13 protein-coding genes are annotated in these 17,194 nt (G+C 43.4%); 2 read left to right on the top strand and 11 right to left on the bottom strand.

The window, feature by feature from the left end:
- Nucleotides 1–12: 12 nt before the first annotated feature.
- The 4 genes from ACFSTG_RS11830 to ACFSTG_RS11815 form a co-directional block, all read right to left on the bottom strand.
- The gene (locus ACFSTG_RS11830) at nucleotides 13–1,170 is read right to left on the bottom strand and encodes a flavohemoglobin expression-modulating QEGLA motif protein (protein ID WP_380752968.1); all 1,158 of its coding nucleotides are present in this window, start codon (nucleotides 1,168–1,170) and stop codon (nucleotides 13–15) included.
- A gap of 221 nt (nucleotides 1,171–1,391) precedes the next feature.
- Nucleotides 1,392–2,702, bottom strand: a complete 1,311-nt coding sequence (locus ACFSTG_RS11825) for a dicarboxylate/amino acid:cation symporter (RefSeq protein ID WP_380752965.1) — start codon at nucleotides 2,700–2,702, stop codon at nucleotides 1,392–1,394.
- Nucleotides 2,703–2,723: 21 nt separating this feature from the next.
- Nucleotides 2,724–3,788 (bottom strand): chorismate synthase, encoded by a 1,065-nt coding sequence (gene aroC / locus ACFSTG_RS11820; RefSeq protein ID WP_380752963.1) that lies wholly within the window; start codon nucleotides 3,786–3,788, stop codon nucleotides 2,724–2,726.
- Nucleotides 3,789–3,845: 57 nt separating this feature from the next.
- Entirely contained in the window at nucleotides 3,846–6,758 is a 2,913-nt protein-coding gene (locus ACFSTG_RS11815) for an FAD-binding and (Fe-S)-binding domain-containing protein (protein ID WP_380752960.1), read from the bottom strand.
- Between the two features lie 133 nt (nucleotides 6,759–6,891).
- On the opposite strand from ACFSTG_RS11815, the gene ACFSTG_RS11810 reads away from it, so the two are divergent.
- Nucleotides 6,892–7,377, top strand: coding sequence for a hypothetical protein (locus tag ACFSTG_RS11810; RefSeq protein ID WP_380752958.1), 486 nt, complete (start codon nucleotides 6,892–6,894; stop codon nucleotides 7,375–7,377).
- Nucleotides 7,378–7,404: 27 nt separating this feature from the next.
- Here the strand turns inward: ACFSTG_RS11810 and bshA are convergent, their stop codons facing one another.
- Genes bshA through ACFSTG_RS11795 form a run of 3 tightly spaced genes read right to left on the bottom strand, consistent with a single transcriptional unit; the run spans nucleotide 7,405 to nucleotide 11,978 of the window.
- Nucleotides 7,405–8,565, bottom strand: a complete 1,161-nt coding sequence (gene bshA / locus ACFSTG_RS11805) for an N-acetyl-alpha-D-glucosaminyl L-malate synthase BshA (RefSeq protein WP_380752956.1) — start codon at nucleotides 8,563–8,565, stop codon at nucleotides 7,405–7,407.
- Nucleotides 8,566–8,568: 3 nt separating this feature from the next.
- Nucleotides 8,569–11,493 (bottom strand): glycoside hydrolase family 3 N-terminal domain-containing protein, encoded by a 2,925-nt coding sequence (locus tag ACFSTG_RS11800; protein WP_380752953.1) that lies wholly within the window; start codon nucleotides 11,491–11,493, stop codon nucleotides 8,569–8,571.
- Complete coding sequence (locus ACFSTG_RS11795) at nucleotides 11,493–11,978, bottom strand: ABC transporter ATPase (RefSeq protein WP_380752950.1); 486 nt, start codon at nucleotides 11,976–11,978, stop codon at nucleotides 11,493–11,495. Before ACFSTG_RS11795 ends, ACFSTG_RS11800 begins: the two co-directional genes overlap by 1 nt.
- 198 nt (nucleotides 11,979–12,176) lie before the next feature.
- On the opposite strand from ACFSTG_RS11795, the gene ACFSTG_RS11790 reads away from it, so the two are divergent.
- Nucleotides 12,177–12,704 (top strand): hypothetical protein, encoded by a 528-nt coding sequence (locus ACFSTG_RS11790; RefSeq protein ID WP_380752947.1) that lies wholly within the window; start codon nucleotides 12,177–12,179, stop codon nucleotides 12,702–12,704.
- A 51-nt stretch (nucleotides 12,705–12,755) separates the two neighbouring features.
- On the opposite strand, the gene ACFSTG_RS11785 is transcribed toward ACFSTG_RS11790, so the two are convergent.
- Genes ACFSTG_RS11785 through ACFSTG_RS11770 form a run of 4 tightly spaced genes read right to left on the bottom strand, consistent with a single transcriptional unit; the run spans nucleotide 12,756 to nucleotide 17,057 of the window.
- Nucleotides 12,756–13,547 carry a (Fe-S)-binding protein gene (locus ACFSTG_RS11785; RefSeq protein ID WP_380752944.1) on the bottom strand — a complete coding sequence of 264 codons (792 nt, stop codon included), beginning with the start codon at nucleotides 13,545–13,547 and terminating at the stop codon, nucleotides 12,756–12,758.
- A 35-nt stretch (nucleotides 13,548–13,582) separates the two neighbouring features.
- Nucleotides 13,583–14,917, bottom strand: coding sequence for a 4Fe-4S dicluster domain-containing protein (locus tag ACFSTG_RS11780; RefSeq protein WP_380752941.1), 1,335 nt, complete (start codon nucleotides 14,915–14,917; stop codon nucleotides 13,583–13,585).
- Nucleotides 14,918–14,927: 10 nt separating this feature from the next.
- Entirely contained in the window at nucleotides 14,928–15,878 is a 951-nt protein-coding gene (locus tag ACFSTG_RS11775) for an MlaD family protein (RefSeq protein WP_380752938.1), read from the bottom strand.
- A gap of 54 nt (nucleotides 15,879–15,932) precedes the next feature.
- A complete protein-coding gene (locus ACFSTG_RS11770) occupies nucleotides 15,933–17,057 on the bottom strand; it encodes an N-acetylmuramoyl-L-alanine amidase family protein (RefSeq protein WP_380752935.1) in 1,125 nt (374 codons plus the stop codon).
- Between the last annotated feature and the right edge of the window lie 137 nt (nucleotides 17,058–17,194).

Genomic DNA, 17,194 nt, shown 5'->3' with positions numbered 1-17,194 from the left:
ACTCCTGGAGTGTTATTTAAGGTTGCTTAACAGGAATTCCAGCTTTTCATTGGTGTTCCTGTTCTTCTCAAAAGAATGGGTGTAGAATTTGTTCTTTTCTGCCAGGCCTTTCTTCTGAAGCTCTTTGACCAACGGGGCGTGTTCTATGGCAACCTTTCCGGTTAACAGGATTCCCATATCTTTTCCTGAAGAGTAATAATCGTACACCTTTTTTAATCCGGAGAGATACTGGTAATCCTTGGTAAAGCCTCCTCCCCTGTGTACCCGTATGGTAATAGACCACGCTGTTTCCTTGTCCAGCTTATACTGGCTGTACAACAGGTCAAAAGTATCACTAAAGGAATATCCCTTTATAAGACTGTCTGCCGCCAAAACCCGGTAAGCCAGTTCTTTCATTCTTTTTAAAGTAAGGCTGTCGCTCATGTATTCACTGAAGACAGCAAGCCCTGCCTGCGTGATGTTGTTATTGGAGAGTCCATGGGAAAATATCCGTAAGGGTTGATTGAGTCCATTGAAGGTGGTGAGCATATTCACCCCTATCTCGTGGTTAGACAGGATCTTGAGGTCATTGTCGCTGAATTTACGGTTCTTTTTCACCACCAGGGTCTTGGTAGTGTCCAAAGCCATGGCCGCAGCGGTAATACTGTTGCTTTGCTTTATTCTGAACTGGAACGGATATTTTTCCCCGAAAGCCTGAAAATAAGCCTGTGCCTGGTCTGCATTATAGCGCGGTACCATTTCTTCGGCATCTTCTTCCTTGTGGAAATGCAGGATGAATTTGGCATTTTTGACATCTTTCTCCTGCGGAGTTCCAAACACCCGAAGGGAGTTATAAAAAAACTTCTTTTCCTGCCCCACAGAAGCAATACACTGAACCAGGCCTGAGTATTCATAGATGGTATCGTGGTAAAGTTTCCTAATCCCCTCATCGGGAATATCCTCGAGCCGTTGACTGAAGAATTCACGCTGAAGCTGAAACGGATTGAATTTTACCTTCCGGTAATTGAAAGAAGGATCTTCTGAAAATTTAGAAGCAAAGAACTTCTTCTTCTCCTGCTCGATGTTTAGCGGATTCAAATAGTTTAAAACATCGATCTCCCGCACCAATCGGTCAAGATTCCTGTCTATTTCAAACAGGTTGGAATAAGTATTTTGGTCCTTTGCATTCATCTTATCACAGATTCAGGTAGTGAAATTTAAAAAATAGGGGCAAATACAAGAAAATTAAATCTGTCTGCCAAATATATTTCAGGATCTTTTCAGTTAAAAGTCCCTGAATTATCTTCTCCTACATTTTCCATAAGCTGAAAACATTATGAAAAAAGAAAATCCTTCCGGCAGCATTGATCAATTCAATGCAAAACCTTCATTCGTACGCTGAAAAAATTATGTTATTTCTGCCCTTTAGGAAGGTTGTCATTCCAATTCCTTGCATGGGGTTCCCCCAGTTTATCTATAGATTTTGCTACTATCATAGATACCGCGGCATCTCCTGTGATGTTTACCGTTGTTCGGCACATATCAAGAGGCCGGTCAACAGCAAAGATAAGGGCCAGACCTGCTTCAGGTATTCCCGCCTGGGCCAGCACGATGACCAGCATTACCATACCCGCACCGGGAACAGCGGCAGATCCTATGGAAGCAAGGGTAGCTGTAGCGATGATCCCCAGCTGTGCGCCAAAGCTTAGGTCCATTCCGAAGGCCTGTGCGATAAAGACCGCGGCCACAGCCTGGTAAAGACTTGTACCGTCCATATTAATTGTTGCACCAATAGGTAGAACAAAACTGGTTACTTCTTCATGTACACCCAAATGTTCTTCGACCCTTTCCATGGTAACAGGTAAGGTTGCTGCACTTGAACTGGTAGAGAAACCGAGTAGCTGGGCAGGTGCTATCCCATTCTCAAAAAATGCAGGATTCCTTCCGGTAAATATCCAGACGATCAACAGGTAAACTCCAATCATAAGGAGCAGCCCAATAATAACGGTAACTGCATACATTGCCAGGGCCGCAAACAGGTCTGTGCTGGGTGATTCTACGACCAAAGCTGCCAACAAGGCAAACACCCCGTAAGGGGCCGCTAACATAATAAGGTCAATAAGTTTCAGAATCACCTCATTAAAGCCATCAAAAAAGGATTTAACGGGTTTGGCCGTCTCTTCGGGGATAAGGATCAGGCCAATTCCGAAGAAAATGGCAAAGAAGATCACCTGCAGCATGTTGGCATTATCTCCCGCGGCGGCAAAAATGTTACTGGGCACAAGGTCTTCCAGAGCTTGCAGGGGGCCGGCTTCCTTTTGTCTTTCAGCATCTGCGATTCGTGTTGAAGCGTCACCTTCATAGCTCGCAATAAGTTCATTACGGGTTTCTTCAGTAATTGTACTTCCCGGTTTTATAAGGTTTACCATTCCCAGTCCAATAGAAACAGCGATCACCGTGGTAACAATATAGATCAAAATGGTGCGGGTACCCATTTTGGAAAGCTTTGAAATATCTTTTAAGTCTGAGATCCCTTTGATGAGGGATGCCAGGATCAATGGCACTGCGATCAATTTTAAAGCATTGATGAAAATATTCCCAAATGGTTTTATCCAGTCACTAATAAATTCAGATCCCCAGGAAAAATTTGTCATCAGAAGGGCAAAAAGAACCCCGGCAGCCATTCCCAATAAGATCTGCCAGTGCAGTGCAAGTTTTTTCATAATTTAAAGTTGTCTGTAGTTTTAGATTTTTGAGGTTTTATTCAGTAAATAGAAATCGGCCATCACCAGGGCTGCCATGGCTTCTACAATAGCTACGGCCCTTGGTACCACACAGGGATCATGCCTGCCTTTTCCCTGCATCTCTATCTTTTCCCCTTCAGAATTGATGGTTTCCTGCTTTTGCATTAAAGTGGCTACCGGCTTAAAGGCCACCCGGAATGTAATTTCCATGCCGTTTGAAATTCCGCCCTGTACCCCCCCGCTAAAGTTGGTGCGGGTGCTTCCGTCCTCATTGAAAAGGTCATTGTGCTGACTTCCTTTCATGGCAGAGCCACTGAATCCGCTACCGTATTCGAATCCTTTTACGGCATTAATCGAAAGCATGGCTTGGCCCAATCGAGCGTGCAGTTTGTCAAAAACCGGCTCTCCGAGTCCGGCGGGAACATTTCCTATGATACACTCGACCACCCCACCTACGGTATCGCCCTGTGACCTTATCTCTTTAATATAGGCTTCCATTTTCCCGGCAGTTTCAGAATCAGGACATCTTACCGGATTATTTTCTATCTCCCCAAAATTTAGTTCTCCGGGTTTTTTATTAAGGCTTATTTCCCCCACTGCAGCAGTGTATGCCGTAAAGGTCATACCGTGCAGGAGTTGTTTAGCGACAGCACCGGCCGCTACCCTGCAGGCAGTTTCCCGGGCAGAAGAACGCCCGCCACCCCTGTAGTCACGGTTGCCGTATTTTTGATCGTAAGTGTAATCAGCGTGAGAAGGACGGTACACATCTTTTATATGTGAATAATCACCCGACTTCTGGTTGGCGTTCTCAATGACAAACCCGATGGGTGTCCCTGTTGTTTTGCCCTCGAATATCCCCGAAAGGAATTTTACCATATCAGGTTCTTTTCGCTGGGTCACGATGGCCGACTGTCCCGGCTTCCTTCTTTCCAGTTCCCGCTGAACAAGATTGAGATCCAGTTCCAGCCCGGCAGGACATCCGTCGATAATTCCTCCAATAGCCTCCCCGTGGGATTCTCCAAAAGTGGTAAGTTTAAACAGGGTTCCAAAGGAATTACCGGCCATAGGGTTTGAATTTGAGCAAATGTAATTTTTTAAGGTAAGATTTAAAAATGTTATTTCTCAGCTCAGCAGCGCATTTGCCATTATTTGTACAGGATGCAGCGCTTTTTTACCTGTTCCGTCAAATATCTGGTGCCTGCAGGACGTACCGGGAGCTGCAATAATTGTTTCTGCGGAAGCCTTCCTTACAGCCGGAAACAGGCTTTGTTCCCCAATCTGCATACTAATATCGTAATGCTCCTTTTCGTAACCGAAAGATCCGGCCATTCCGCAACAACCCGATGCTATAATTGTTACTTCATATTGCTTCGGAAGGTTAAGCATGAAAAAGGTGTTTTCTATAGCCGAAAGAGCCTTTTGATGACAATGTCCATGCAGTTTTATCTTTTTCTTTTCTGAAGTGAAAGCCGAAGCAGTAATGTTCCCGGTAATGATCTCCTTCTTAAAGAATTCTTCGATCAAAAAGGTGTTTTTTGATAGCTTTTCTGCCGCCTGCCGGTCATCTGCGAGTCTTAAATATTCATCCCTGAAGGTTAGGATCGCCGAGGGTTCAATTCCCAGAAGAGGAGTTTCTTCGGAAATGATATCCCTGAAAATCGAAACGTTCTTATTGGCAATTTTTTTAGCCTGTTCCAGGAAACCCTTAGAGATGAAGGTGCGACCGCTTTCCGGATGTTTTACGATCTCCACTTCATAGTTCAGGCCATGCAGGAGATCAAGTGTTGCCTTGCCAATTTCCGATTCCAGATAATTGGTGAATTCATCATTGAACAGATAAACCTTCTTTTTTGGAGCTGGAGTTTCACGTTTATTTTTTTCATAGAACTCAGAAAGGGTTTCCGAAGAAACAAGCGGCATTTGTCTTTGTGGTGCGATTTTTAGAACACTTTTGATCATTCCCGAGGTAGTGCTGTTGGAGAAAACCGCATTTGAAATTTTCGGGAACCGGGATGCCATTTTGTTCAGTCTGGTGTTGTACGCAAAGGCTTTACTTCGGAAAGAGCTACCGTTGGCCTGCTGGTACTGGTATTCAAATTCGGCTTTATAGGCTGCCATATCTACGTTGGAAGGACATTCGCTCTTACAGCCCTTACAGCTGATACAAAGGTCCAGTACCTCTTTCAATTCCTTGTGATCGAATTTATTCTCTTTTTCTGAAGTGGTAAGGAATTCCCGCAACGCATTCGCACGGGCACGGGTAGTATCCTTTTCATTTCGGGTAGCCCGGTAACTGGGACACATGGTGCCTCCCGCTTCTACCGGTTTACGGCAATCGCCACTGCCATTACAATTCTCTGCCCCCCGAAGGATACCTAAAGAATCTGAAAAATCCATAAGGGTCTCAATTTCGGGCTCCTTTCTGCCGGGTTCATAACGCAAGCCTTCATCCATGGGTGGAGAATCAATGATCTTTCCGGGATTAAAAATGTTGTGGGGATCGAAGATTGTTTTTACCCTTTTTAGAACTTCATAATTTTTCGAACCTATCATGAATTCAATAAACTCAGCACGTACACGCCCGTCACCGTGTTCCCCGCTAAGGGAGCCACCGTATTTTTTGACCAGGGCAGCCACTTCCATCGTGATCTTTCGAAACAATTCGACATCCTCCTTCTTCTTTAGATTCAGGATGGGTCGCAGATGGAGTTCTCCCGCGCCGGCATGTGCATAATACACAGCTTCTTGTCCGTAATTTTTCATTAATGCAGAAAATTCTGTGATGTAATCTGCAAGATCTTCTACGGCCACTGCCGTATCTTCAATGCAGGCTACCGCTTTACGGTCACCTACAATATTCCCCAGCAAACCGAGCCCCGCCTTGCGAAGTTCAAGAGCAAGATCAATAGAATCCCCTTTTAAAACAGGTAAGGCATAGGCAAGTTCACTTTGAGAAATGGTCTTTAGAAGGTCTGCTGTTAGTTTTGTAAGTTCGTCTTCATCATTTGAACGCAGTTCGAGCATGAGAATGGCTGCCGGATCCCCTTCTATAAAAAACCGGTTATCCCGGTACTTCAGGCTGTTCCTGGTGCAGTCAAGGATCACCTTGTCCATCATTTCACAGGTAAACAAAGAATGTTGCATCGCAGGAACGACCGCTTCCAGGCATTTCTCCACCGAGTCAAAATGGGCAGCTACCATCACGGCCTTATTTGGCGGCAGTTCATCCAGCTGCAGAGTGATCTCTGTGGTAAAGGCGAGGGTACCTTCACTTCCGCAGAGAAGGTCAGTAATCGTGAATTTTGGTCCTGAAGGGGTAAAAACTTCCGAAGCAGCCAGAGCATCTATAGCATAACCGGTGTTTCGCCGGTGAATTTCGGGTTTCGGGAAATTCTTCCTTATCTCTTCCCGCACACTATCTTCCTTCAACAGGCCCCAAAGACCTTTGTAAATGTCACCTTCCCTATTCCCGAGATTCATTTTTTCCGTGAACCCTTCCGAAGAAATATTGGAGAAAACACCTTCTGAACCATCTGAGAGAAGCACCTTGAGTTCTACAACCTTATCACGGGTGACGCCGTATTTTATCGAGGTGGTTCCGCTGGAATTGTTGCCCACCATCCCTCCTATCATACAACGATTTGAGGTAGAGGTGTTTGGTCCAAAGAAAAGTCCGTAGGGCTCCAGGTAACGATTAAGGTCATCACGAATCACCCCCGGCTGCACACGAACCGTCCTTGATTTTTCATCCAGCTCAAGAATAGCGTTAAAATATTTGGATACGTCTACCACAATCCCCTCCCCCACACACTGACCGGCCAACGAAGTACCTGCCGTACGCGGAATAAGTGATACCTTGTTCCTGCCTGCAAATTTGATAAGGCTGACGATATCTTCCCTTGTTTTTGGGTAAGAAACAGCAAGGGGTAAAGTGCGGTACACAGAAGCATCTGTCGCGAAAATACTGCGCCACAGGGAGTTAAAATGAAGTTCTCCTTCGAGTTTTCCGGATAATTCTCTTAATTTATCTTGCATTCAATAGATAATCGATTAATACACAGCACCCTTAACACGCCATTTAATAAAATTAACAATTTATTGGCGAAGGTAGCTAACTAGTGGGAGTCGAGAAAGCCTAATTTTGCCGGAAACTAATAAAAGAAAAGATATGAAAAAATTACTTGCACTAACCTTATGTTTATTCGGATTTGCTTTGAGTTCACAAGCCCAAACAATCGCTGACCATGCCCTTGGTCTTCGTTTAGGTGATAATGATGGTTTTGGAACAGAGATCTCCTACCAACATGGTCTTGGAGAAAATAACAGGCTGGAATTGGATTTGGGTTGGAGAGACAGTAATCACTATGACGGTTTTAAATTGACCGGACTATACCAGTGGGTATGGAATATTGAAGGCGGGTTCAACTGGTACGTTGGTGCCGGTGCAGGAGTTGGAACAAGAAGTTTTGATGACGAACACGACCATGCTAATGATGATGATTTCTTCGCTTTGCTTGCGGGAGATATAGGGATTGAATATAATTTCGATTTTCCTTTATTGATTTCGCTAGATTTCAGGCCTGAAATTGGTTTCGATGATTATAACGATGATCTTGGTTTCGATATCGCACTTGGGCTGCGTTATCAATTCTAGATAAGAAAAAGAAAAATTACAGGGCCGCTAAAAAATATTTTTAGCGGCCTTTTTTTGCCCTTCTGTTTTGTCTAATGCCTTTTTATACAGGTTTTCATATAAAGGCACAACAGAAAGTATATCAAAATTAAAGGCCTGGTTACGGGCATTGTCTTTAAAACGCTTCAGGTTCTCCTCGTCCCTGAGAATAGAGATGCCATTTTCAGCCATTTCTTTCACATTTCCAACCCCGCTCAAAAATCCTGAAAAAGCCTCTTTGTTCACTTCCGGAAGACCTCCTGTATTGGTGGAGATCACGGGAACCCCATTCACCATAGCTTCCAGGGCGGCTAAGCCAAAGCTTTCGCTTTCTGAAGGAAGCAGGAAAAGATCTGACAGGCTCAATACTTTATCAATTTCATGGGATTCCCCCAGGAAAAGTACCTTGTCCTCTATCCCCAATTCGGCTACGAGGTCTTCGGCCATTTCGCGTTCAGGGCCATTCCCTACCATGATCAATTTAGATTTTATCTCCTTTTGAATGTTGTAAAAGATCATGACCACATCATCGATCCTTTTCACCTTTCTGAAGTTACTCACATGGGTAATGATCTTTTCATCTCCCGCTGCCAGCATGTTACGATGACATCTATCCAGGGAATTGATGTATTTAGAAGTATCAATAAAATTAGGAACTACTTCGATCTCCTTTTTCACCCTGAATAATCTCATAGTATCTGTTTTGAGACTCTGGGAAACGGCAGTTACCACATCACTGTTATTGATACTGAATGTTACCGCAGGTTTGTAAAAAGGATGGTTCCCTACCAAAGTGATATCTGTACCATGCAGGGTGGTGACCATGGGAAGAAAGATCCCCTCTTCTTCAAGCATTTTCTTAGCCATATATCCGGCGTAGGCATGAGGAATGGCATAGTGTACATGCAGCATTTCAATCTTGTGCAATTTCACCATATCAACCAGTTTACTACTAAGAGCCAGTTCATAGGGCTGATAGTGAAAAAGCGGATATTCGGGAACATTTACCTCATGGAAATGGATGTTTGAGGATAACTGTTCCAGACGTACGGGTTGTTTATAGGTAATGAAATGTACTTCATGGCCTCTCTTTGAAAGAGCCATCCCCAGCTCTGTGGCCACCACACCACTTCCTCCGAAGGTTGGGTAGCAAACAATGGCGATTTTCATCTATTATTGATCTATGGCTTCGTAAATAACTTCCTGTATCCTTGTACGAATCCCCTCTTTCAGCAGGTCATTATTGATTGCAGAGGGATGTACACGATTCGATAAAAATACGTAAACTATTTCTTCCTCCGGGTCTGCCCATGTAAAAGTTCCGGTAAAACCGCTATGTCCAAAACTGGTCATGGAAACACAGCCGCAGGTGGGACCTGCCTCCTTCAGCTGTGGTTTATCGAATCCTACCCCTCTTCTCACTTCGTCATCACAGTAGTAACAGGTATTGAACTTGTTGATCGTTTCCTGCTTTAAAAATCTTTTCCCTCCGTATTCCCCACCATTAAGGTACATCTGCATGATCTTGGCTACATCGTTGGCATTTGAAAACAAGCCGGCCTGCCCTCCAATACCACCAAGCATGGCAGCTCCCTGATCGTGCACATATCCCTGCAGCAGTTGATTTCTCCATATCTTATCCTCTTCTGTGGGAACTATCCTTTCCTTCGGAAATTTATTTAAAGGCAAATAAGAAGTGTTATTAGCTCCCAAAGATTGCAGGAAGTGGTCCTGAATGAGATAATCAAGGGAGGTACCGTATGAGTTCTCCAGGTATGCTTTCAGCAGGTAATAGGGGAGGTCACTGTATTTGTATTCCTTCTTTTTATTAAGTTCACTTTGCCTGATCACCTTTACAATTGAATCCCTAATGTCATTCCTGACATACATGCCTTCTGCGATCCTGGTATTGAAGCCCGGAAATTCCACATCGCGTACATAATTTTTATTCCCCCGTTTGGTTTTTGGGTCTATCGTGACACTGTGAAAAGGGATCCATGATTTAAAGCGACCGTAATGCGAAAGCATTTCCAGCAGGGTAATATTGGCTTTATCAGTATTTCTAAATTCGGGGAACATTTGCCCAAGAGTGGAATCAAAATCAAGTTCATTCTTTTCCACCAGTTCCATCACCAGCGGCAAAGTCGAGAGTATTTTGGTAAGCGATGCAATATCGTAGACATCTGAAGACCTAACAGGAGATTCTTTTTCATAAGTATGATACCCCTCGTTAAGTTCATAGATCACTTTTCCTTTTCTTGCCACAATCACCTGCACGCCGGGAGTCATCTTTTTATCGATTGCCTGTTTTACCAGGGAATCGATCTTTCTAAGCTTATAGGAATTCATTCCTACACTTTCAGGCAACCCATAGGCAAGCCTATGAATATTCCTGGTCCTGTAACCGGTTCCCTGGGGAAAATCCTCACCCGCGCTTACCGGTAGCTTTCCTTTAGCTTCTATAGCACCAAAAATGACCTGTGCCGCTTTTTCCTGAGCCAGTTTGTTGTTTTGATAAGCTATCTGTATGCCTTCAAAGTTACCCGTGGAGTTTAGGTCAAGTAAAGTATAAGGACGCGTGAAAATGTTCAGGATCACCTTGTTTTTGCGGGCAATCTCATACAACCATGCCTGTTCCTTCTGAGACATCCTGAATTTTGCCCATGGGGACTCATCCGACTGGTGGTAACCGAGTATTACCAGATTGTAACTTTCCAATTTATTTAAAAGTACATCAAGGGTTTCCGCAGTAACTGTATCGACCTGAGTGTAACGATTCAAATGCTCGTAAAATACATCCCCCGAAGCCTCTCCAAAAGAAACATACGCGATCTTGCTTCTTTCCAGATCTCTCACGGGAATGGTACTTCGGTCATTTTTGATCACCGTCATCGCGTTCTCATAAAGTTCATGCGCCAGAACCTCATTTTTTATACTGTTGAGATCTTCATATAGATAAGCGGTGTTGACGGGTTCCAGGTCGTAAAGGCCCGCTTTATATTTTGCATAAAGGATCTTTCGCACTGAATGTTTTAGACGTTCCTCGGTTATAAGGCCTTCGTGATATGCTTCAATGATCTTTTCTGAAGCCAGGGGAACATCTTTTGACATCAAAAGAATGTCGTTTCCGGCGAGAAAGGCAGCAAGATCTATCTCTCCCGGTTTATCAAAATCGGCTACCCCCTTCATGTTCAGGGCGTCTGTGATCACGAGTCCGTTAAACTCCATTTGCTCTTTCAGTATCCCGGTAACAATTCCGTGAGAAAGAGAAGATGGGAAATCCCTTCTTCCTTCAAGACTCGGTACATTCAAATGCCCAACCATAACACTGCTCAGGCCATTGGTAAACATCTCCCTGTAAGGATATAATTCTTCCCTGAAGATCCTCTCCCTTGAAAAATCGATAGTAGGAAGGGTTTTATGGGAATCTGTCTCGGTATCTCCATGGCCCGGAAAATGTTTCGCGCTGCTCAGCACATTTTCCCGCTCCATACCCTTAATATAGGCAGCTGCTTTTCGGCTTACATTTTCTTTGTTTTCGCCAAAAGAACGGTTACCTATGATAGGATTGGCGGGATTGGTATTCACATCTACCACAGGCGCAAAATTGATCTGAACTCCCAGGCGAACAGCATGTTTGGCAATACTGGCTCCAACTTCTTCAACCAGTTTATCATCCTGAATAGCCCCCAGGGTCATATTCCACGGAAAAGCATAAGTAGAATCAAGTCTCATGGCAAGACCCCATTCTGCATCCATTCCTATCAAAAGAGGAACTTTTGACAGGGCCTGAAATTCATTGGTAAGTTTAGCCTGCCTATGCGGGCCTCCTTTGGAAAAGAGAATACCGCCAACATGGTGTTGCTCAATTAATTCTGTGATCTTGCTGATCTCTTCGGAAGTACCGCTTGAATTAATATCTACCATGAACAATTGACCCACTTTTTCCTGAAGGCTCATCCTATTGTAGATGCTGTCTGCCCAGGCTCGCTGAAATTCATGATCATCGGCGATGAGCGGACGGTTCTGGGAGTAGGCAGCCTGAAGGAAAAAAAGTGAGACGAGTACTAAGCAGAAAGTGCTTCTCTGTAACCTCATTAATTTAAGAATCGCTTGTGCCAGCTTTCAGAGGCAGGTACTTCCCATTCTGAAAGATACTCGGCTTTGTTATTTACCAGGTTATTAAATACTATCGTTTTGGGAGAAACGGCACGGTCTTTTGCCATTTTCCGGAAATCTATAAGGGTTTTGTAGGCTATAAATTCCCCTTGTTTATAGGAGACATTCATCCTGTCCAGAAGATCGACTCCATATTCTTTCTCGAGTTCCTGAATGAAACTGACAGAAGCATCAATGGAACAGCCCGTTGCCACATTCATTTTCTGATCCAGGGCCAGGATGATGAACCTGTTATATTTGAGTTCATATGACGCTTTTAGATCGGCACCATGAGCGGTCCATTGTTCAATGAACTGTTGAAGTTTTACTTTAATTTCTTCCTGCTCCTGTTCTGTAAAAGAGCGGTTTGACTGGTAGATCCAAACACGGGAGCTATCAGGTAGATTCTCGAAAGGGACAAACATTCTGTGGGAGTTTTATTTTTTACAAAAATAGCTGATTTTAAGCTTGGTTCAAACTGCAGGGCGTTAAAGTTAAAATGAAATTATCAGTTTAAATGCAAAGATCAATACACTCTATGTAAATATTAAATCTAAAGATTTAATTTAATAAAAATGACAGAAATCATAGGTCGACCTGGTGCCCAACTATAATTTTATGGTATGACAAATTTAACTGAAGACCTGATAAAAACTGCCCGAAAAACAGGCTATCCCGGGCCGGGTGATACTATTTATCAACTGCGTGACTGGTTGCGGGAAAAACATAATATACACGTGGAGGTGGGTAGCATCTGGGATGAGCAAAATAATTTAGTGGAATCGTATTTTTATTCGGTCTCTGCCCCTATTCATATTTACCATTTTGAACCTGAGTACTGCGGAGGTGGAAAAACGTATTTTGAAATGCTTTTTCAGGGGGTGACCAAAGGTTTGCAAGCATTAATGCGGTACAATGACCAGAAGCACCTCCAGGTAGAAGATGATGACCTTGTGGTTGCTTATTTAAAAGGCTACAGTGAAAAAAATTTGAGGATACGCAGGCAGCCTGTTTATCCTACCAACATTGAAGAATATGCCTATTTACAAGGAATACATGGAGATTATATAGAAGAAGGCCTCACCGATGATGATATTGTAAACCTTGTAAGAAATGATCTGAAGGAGGAAGAGCAACTTCGCCTTAAATGAAAAAGGCTGTAAAATCTCCTTTGACAGCCTCTTTCTTTTTGTATAATTTATCTACAGGTCTTCAGCGTTCGCGATCATTTCGGCAATATCCATCACCTCTACGCTGCCTTCTTTTTCTTTGGTCTTCACACCATCTGTCATCATAGTGTTACAGAAAGGGCATCCCGCAGCAATAATTTCCGGCTCCACCTCCAGTGCCTGCTCTGTACGCTCCACGTTGACTTCCTTATCTCCGGGTTCAGGCTCTTTAAACATTTGTGCTCCCCCGGCACCGCAACACATCGCGTTCTTTTTACACCTTTTCATCTCTGTCAATTCCACTTCAAGCTTCCGAAGCAGGTCACGAGGTGCCTCATAGATATCATTCCCGCGACCAAGGTAACAGGGATCATGAAAAGTAATTTTTTTCCCTTTGAATTTTCCGCCTTGAACGGTCAACCTTCCTTCATCAAGCAAGGATTTTAGAAAGGTAGTATGGTGCATGACCTCATAATTACCACCAAGACCGGGATATTCATTCTTTATGATGTTGAAGCAGTGAGGACAGGTGGTTACGATCTTTTTGATTTCATAACCGTTCAACACTTCAATATTTCCCGCGGCCTGCATTTGATAGAGAAACTCGTTCCCGGCCCGTTTTGCAGGATCTCCGGTACAGCTTTCTTCAGTACCCAGTACCGCAAAATTAACATTTGCACGGTCCAGCAATCTCACAAAAGCTTTGGTGATCTTTTTAGCCCGGTCATCAAAGCTACCGGAACAACCAACCCAAAAAAGCACTTCGGGGTGTTTGCCTTCTGCCATATATTCTGCCATGGTAGGCACTTTTATTTTTTCTGCCATTCTAATTGATTTAAGCAGCCTTTCGGCCTCTTCATTTAATTTTCGTTCGCCCAGTTAAGCCTGTCCATCTGGTTGTAAGGCCAGGGCGCGCCGTTGTTTTCAATATTACTAAGAGCATTGTTCAGGTCAGCGGGACCCGCGCTTTGTTCCATCATTAAATATCTTCTCATTTCAATAATGATCGACATTGGGTCGATACCAACAGGGCAAGCTTCCACACACATATTACAGGTGGTACAGGCCCAGATCTCCTCCCTGAGGATATAATCATCAAGCAATTGTTTGCCATCATCCTGGAAAGATCCATTCTTATTGATGTTCTCTCCCACTTCCTCCAGCCTGTCACGGGTATCCATCATGATCTTTCGTGGAGAAAGCAATTTCCCGGTATTATTGGCAGGACACTCATCGGTACACCTTCCACATTCGGTACAGGTATAGGCATTGAGCAACTGCACCCGGTTAAGATCAAATACATCAGACGCCCCGAATTTTTCTGGCTCCCCTTCTTCTGCTTCTTCCGTTTCAGCAGGTGCTGCAAAAGGATCTGCATCAGGATCCATCATTAACTGCACCTCTTTGGTAACAGCTTCAATATTATCAAATTCGCCTTTTGGACGTATTTTCGAAAAGTAAACATTTGGGAAAGCAAGTAGGATGTGTAAATGTTTGGAATAGTACAGATAGTTCAGGAAGAACAGAATTCCAAGGATATGGAGCCACCAGGCCGTTCTTTCAATAATGATCAGGGTTTCATTTCCCAGTCCATCTAAAAGTGGAAGTAACATACTGCTTACGGGAAAAGACCCTGCTTCAACATAATGTTCAGCCCCGTTGATCTGTAATTGATGATCTGCCGCGTTCATGACCAGGAACAAGGTCATTAAAACCATCTCAAAATAAAGGATATAATTGGCATCATTTTTTGGCCAGGTAGTCATTTCACGCGCCATGAACCTGTAGACATGAATGATATTACGTCTTATCCAGAAAATAATCACCCCTACCAGCACCAGGAGGGCCAATACTTCAAAGGCGGCAATGAGAAAATCATAAGCAGCACCGGCGCCGGCAAATATCCTGTGGGTACCAAAGATCCCGTCAATGATGATCTCCAGCACCTCAATATTGATGATTATAAACCCAAGGTATACGATGATGTGCACAATGCCCGATACAGGTCTTCGCACCATTTTATACTGGCCCAGAGCGATCTTTGCCATTTTTTTCCAGCGGATGGCAGAATGGTCATTACGATCAATTTCTCTTCCCAGTTTAATATTCCGGATCATCCTCCGGATATTACGAACAAAAATGCCTATCCCTACAATAAATGCGAGGATAAAAGCGACTTGTGCAAGAATTTGCATGGTTGGTTGGTTATTTTAATGAATCTTTTGGACGGGCGTATGGCCCCGGATTTTTCCCGAAAACAGAGAAATGAACATAGCGTTTGGGGTTCAGTTTAACATCCTGGATTAGTTCGTCCAATTGCCTGGTCGCCCGGTCAAGATTTTCATAAACTGAAGGATCATTTATTAGCCTTGCTGCTGTTCCCTCTCCTTCATTAAGCTTGTTGGTCATGTCCTCAAAATTCGCCACTGCTTTCTCGAGATCATCCGTCATTTTCCGGAGGTCTATTCCGACAAGGGTATCAGAAAAATTATTTAGGTTGGTGGACATTTCATCTAGATTAGTAAATGTCCTGTTCAATTTCGGGGAATTTTCAGAAAAAATATTATTGGCGGTACCGGCGGTACTTTTAAGTGAAGCTACCGTGATGCTAAGATCTTCAATACTTGTTCTAAGTTTCTCGCGGGTTTCAGGATTCATTACCTGGTTAAAGGAATTGATGAGGGAGTCTGTGCTAACTATCACTCTTTCAACTTTTTCCTGCAGAGGTGTCAATCTTTCGTTCACCAGTTCCAGCAAGCCTTCTTCAATAGCACTGGGAAGGGTATCCCCTGATTTCGCCTGTGCTCCTTGTTCATAATCGGGCACAATGGCAAGGGATTTTCCGCCTATTAAGCCACCTCCATACACCTGGGCGATACTGTTTTTCGAGAATGGAAAATTGTTGTCCACATTAAAAGTCACCAATAATTTTCCGGTGTTGTCCAAAAATCCGATTTTGGTCACACTTCCAACTTTGAGTCCGTTGATGGTTACGGGGGAAGAGGGAGAAAGCCCTTCCACATCATTGTATATAGCATAAAAGGTTCGGCTGGAATCAAACCAGTTCTTACCTTTTAGAAAACTATACCCAAAAATAAAAAGAAGAATGGCAACAAGTGCCAGAAGAGCGGTTTTAACCTCTTTAGTATATTTCACAAAGATCTTTTATTGATGAAGGACAAATTTAAAAATAAATATAGAAAAGTACCTCTATTTCACTTTAGTTTTTAACGCCTCATTAACGCTGATCTTGTCGTCATTGCGGAATGCAACTATATAACTGGTCTCAAAACCTTTCTTTTTTGCAACATCATGAAGTTCCTGAATTTTTACATAACTGGAAGTGGCTCCATAATAGTATTTATAAAGTTTTCCCTCCTTGTTCCTGAAAACCTCTTTTAAGCCTTTAAAATTCCTTGGACTGGGTTCCAGTTTTTTTCCTGAAGCTGCCAGCTGCACCCTAAAGGTTACGTCTTTATAATAGTCGTCTGAAGGCAAGGGGGCGGTGTCCAAATTCACTTCCAGTGGAGGATTCTCTGCCAGGCCTTCAAGGATCTCTAAATTTATACTCTTCTTATAATTGTCAACTGCATTTACAATAGCCGTAGCCATTCTGTTTTGCCCTGACTTACTGTTGAGGTATGTTCCCTCCCCTTTATTGGTAAGGAATCCTGTCTCGATAAGAACACTGGGCATATAAGTTTGGCGGAGTACCAGGAAACCGGCTTGTTTTACCCCCCTGTTCACCCTTTTAAGGTCATGAGTAAAATTCTTCTGCACAAAGTCGGCAAGCAAAATACTCTGGTCAAGATATTCTTCCTGCATAAGGGTCAGGCCAATATAGGATTCCGGGGAATTTGGATCAAAACCATCATAGGTGACTTCATGGTCTTCTTCCAGATAGATCACCTGGTTCTCCCTCATTGCCACTTTCAGGTTGTCCTCGTTCCGGTGAAGCCCCAGGACAAAGGTTTCTGTTCCCTGCGCCTGCGACTTATGTGCATTACAATGAACAGAAATAAAAAGGTCTGCCTCGGCTTTATTAGCAATCTCAGCCCTGCCTGCCAGAGTAACAAAAACATCAGATTTACGGGTGTAGATCACCTGAACATCGGGCAGTTTTTCAAGTTCTGCCCCAATGCTGAGTACGATATTGAGGGCAATATCTTTTTCATAATAACCGTTTCCCCTGTTCCCGGGATCCTGGCCACCATGACCGGCGTCAAGCACTACGATAAATTTATCGCGTGGAGGTTCACATTCTGAAATTTCAGTTTCAGCAAAGAGCGAAACTGAAAATAATAAAAATAGAAGGGGTAAAAAGTTCTTTTTCATATAGAAATAACGATTCATTAGGGCGGTTATTTTATTTTTTGTCAAACCCAAAAGTTAGCTTAAAAAATATATGTAATTTTGAACTTCAAAAAACAAGCCACACTTACAAAAATAGCACATCTAGCATTGCGAACAAA

It is taken from the genome of Salinimicrobium flavum (genome assembly GCF_042684505.1).
Lineage (GTDB): Bacteria > Bacteroidota > Bacteroidia > Flavobacteriales > Flavobacteriaceae > Salinimicrobium > Salinimicrobium flavum.
This window is presented reverse-complemented; position numbering and strand designations above follow the sequence as displayed.

Coding starts and splice junctions, on each gene's coding strand:
- ACFSTG_RS11800 (WP_380752953.1), bottom strand. CDS start 11,493: ATGAGGTTACAGAGAAGCACTTTCTGCTTAGTACTCGTCTCACTTTTT.
- ACFSTG_RS11830 (WP_380752968.1), bottom strand. CDS start 1,170: ATGAATGCAAAGGACCAAAATACTTATTCCAACCTGTTTGAAATAGAC.
- bshA (WP_380752956.1), bottom strand. CDS start 8,565: ATGAAAATCGCCATTGTTTGCTACCCAACCTTCGGAGGAAGTGGTGTG.
- ACFSTG_RS11810 (WP_380752958.1), top strand. CDS start 6,892: ATGAAAAAATTACTTGCACTAACCTTATGTTTATTCGGATTTGCTTTG.
- ACFSTG_RS11780 (WP_380752941.1), bottom strand. CDS start 14,917: ATGCAAATTCTTGCACAAGTCGCTTTTATCCTCGCATTTATTGTAGGG.
- ACFSTG_RS11825 (WP_380752965.1), bottom strand. CDS start 2,702: ATGAAAAAACTTGCACTGCACTGGCAGATCTTATTGGGAATGGCTGCC.
- ACFSTG_RS11795 (WP_380752950.1), bottom strand. CDS start 11,978: ATGTTTGTCCCTTTCGAGAATCTACCTGATAGCTCCCGTGTTTGGATC.
- ACFSTG_RS11815 (WP_380752960.1), bottom strand. CDS start 6,758: ATGCAAGATAAATTAAGAGAATTATCCGGAAAACTCGAAGGAGAACTT.
- ACFSTG_RS11770 (WP_380752935.1), bottom strand. CDS start 17,057: ATGAAAAAGAACTTTTTACCCCTTCTATTTTTATTATTTTCAGTTTCG.
- ACFSTG_RS11790 (WP_380752947.1), top strand. CDS start 12,177: ATGACAAATTTAACTGAAGACCTGATAAAAACTGCCCGAAAAACAGGC.
- ACFSTG_RS11785 (WP_380752944.1), bottom strand. CDS start 13,547: ATGGCAGAAAAAATAAAAGTGCCTACCATGGCAGAATATATGGCAGAA.
- aroC (WP_380752963.1), bottom strand. CDS start 3,788: ATGGCCGGTAATTCCTTTGGAACCCTGTTTAAACTTACCACTTTTGGA.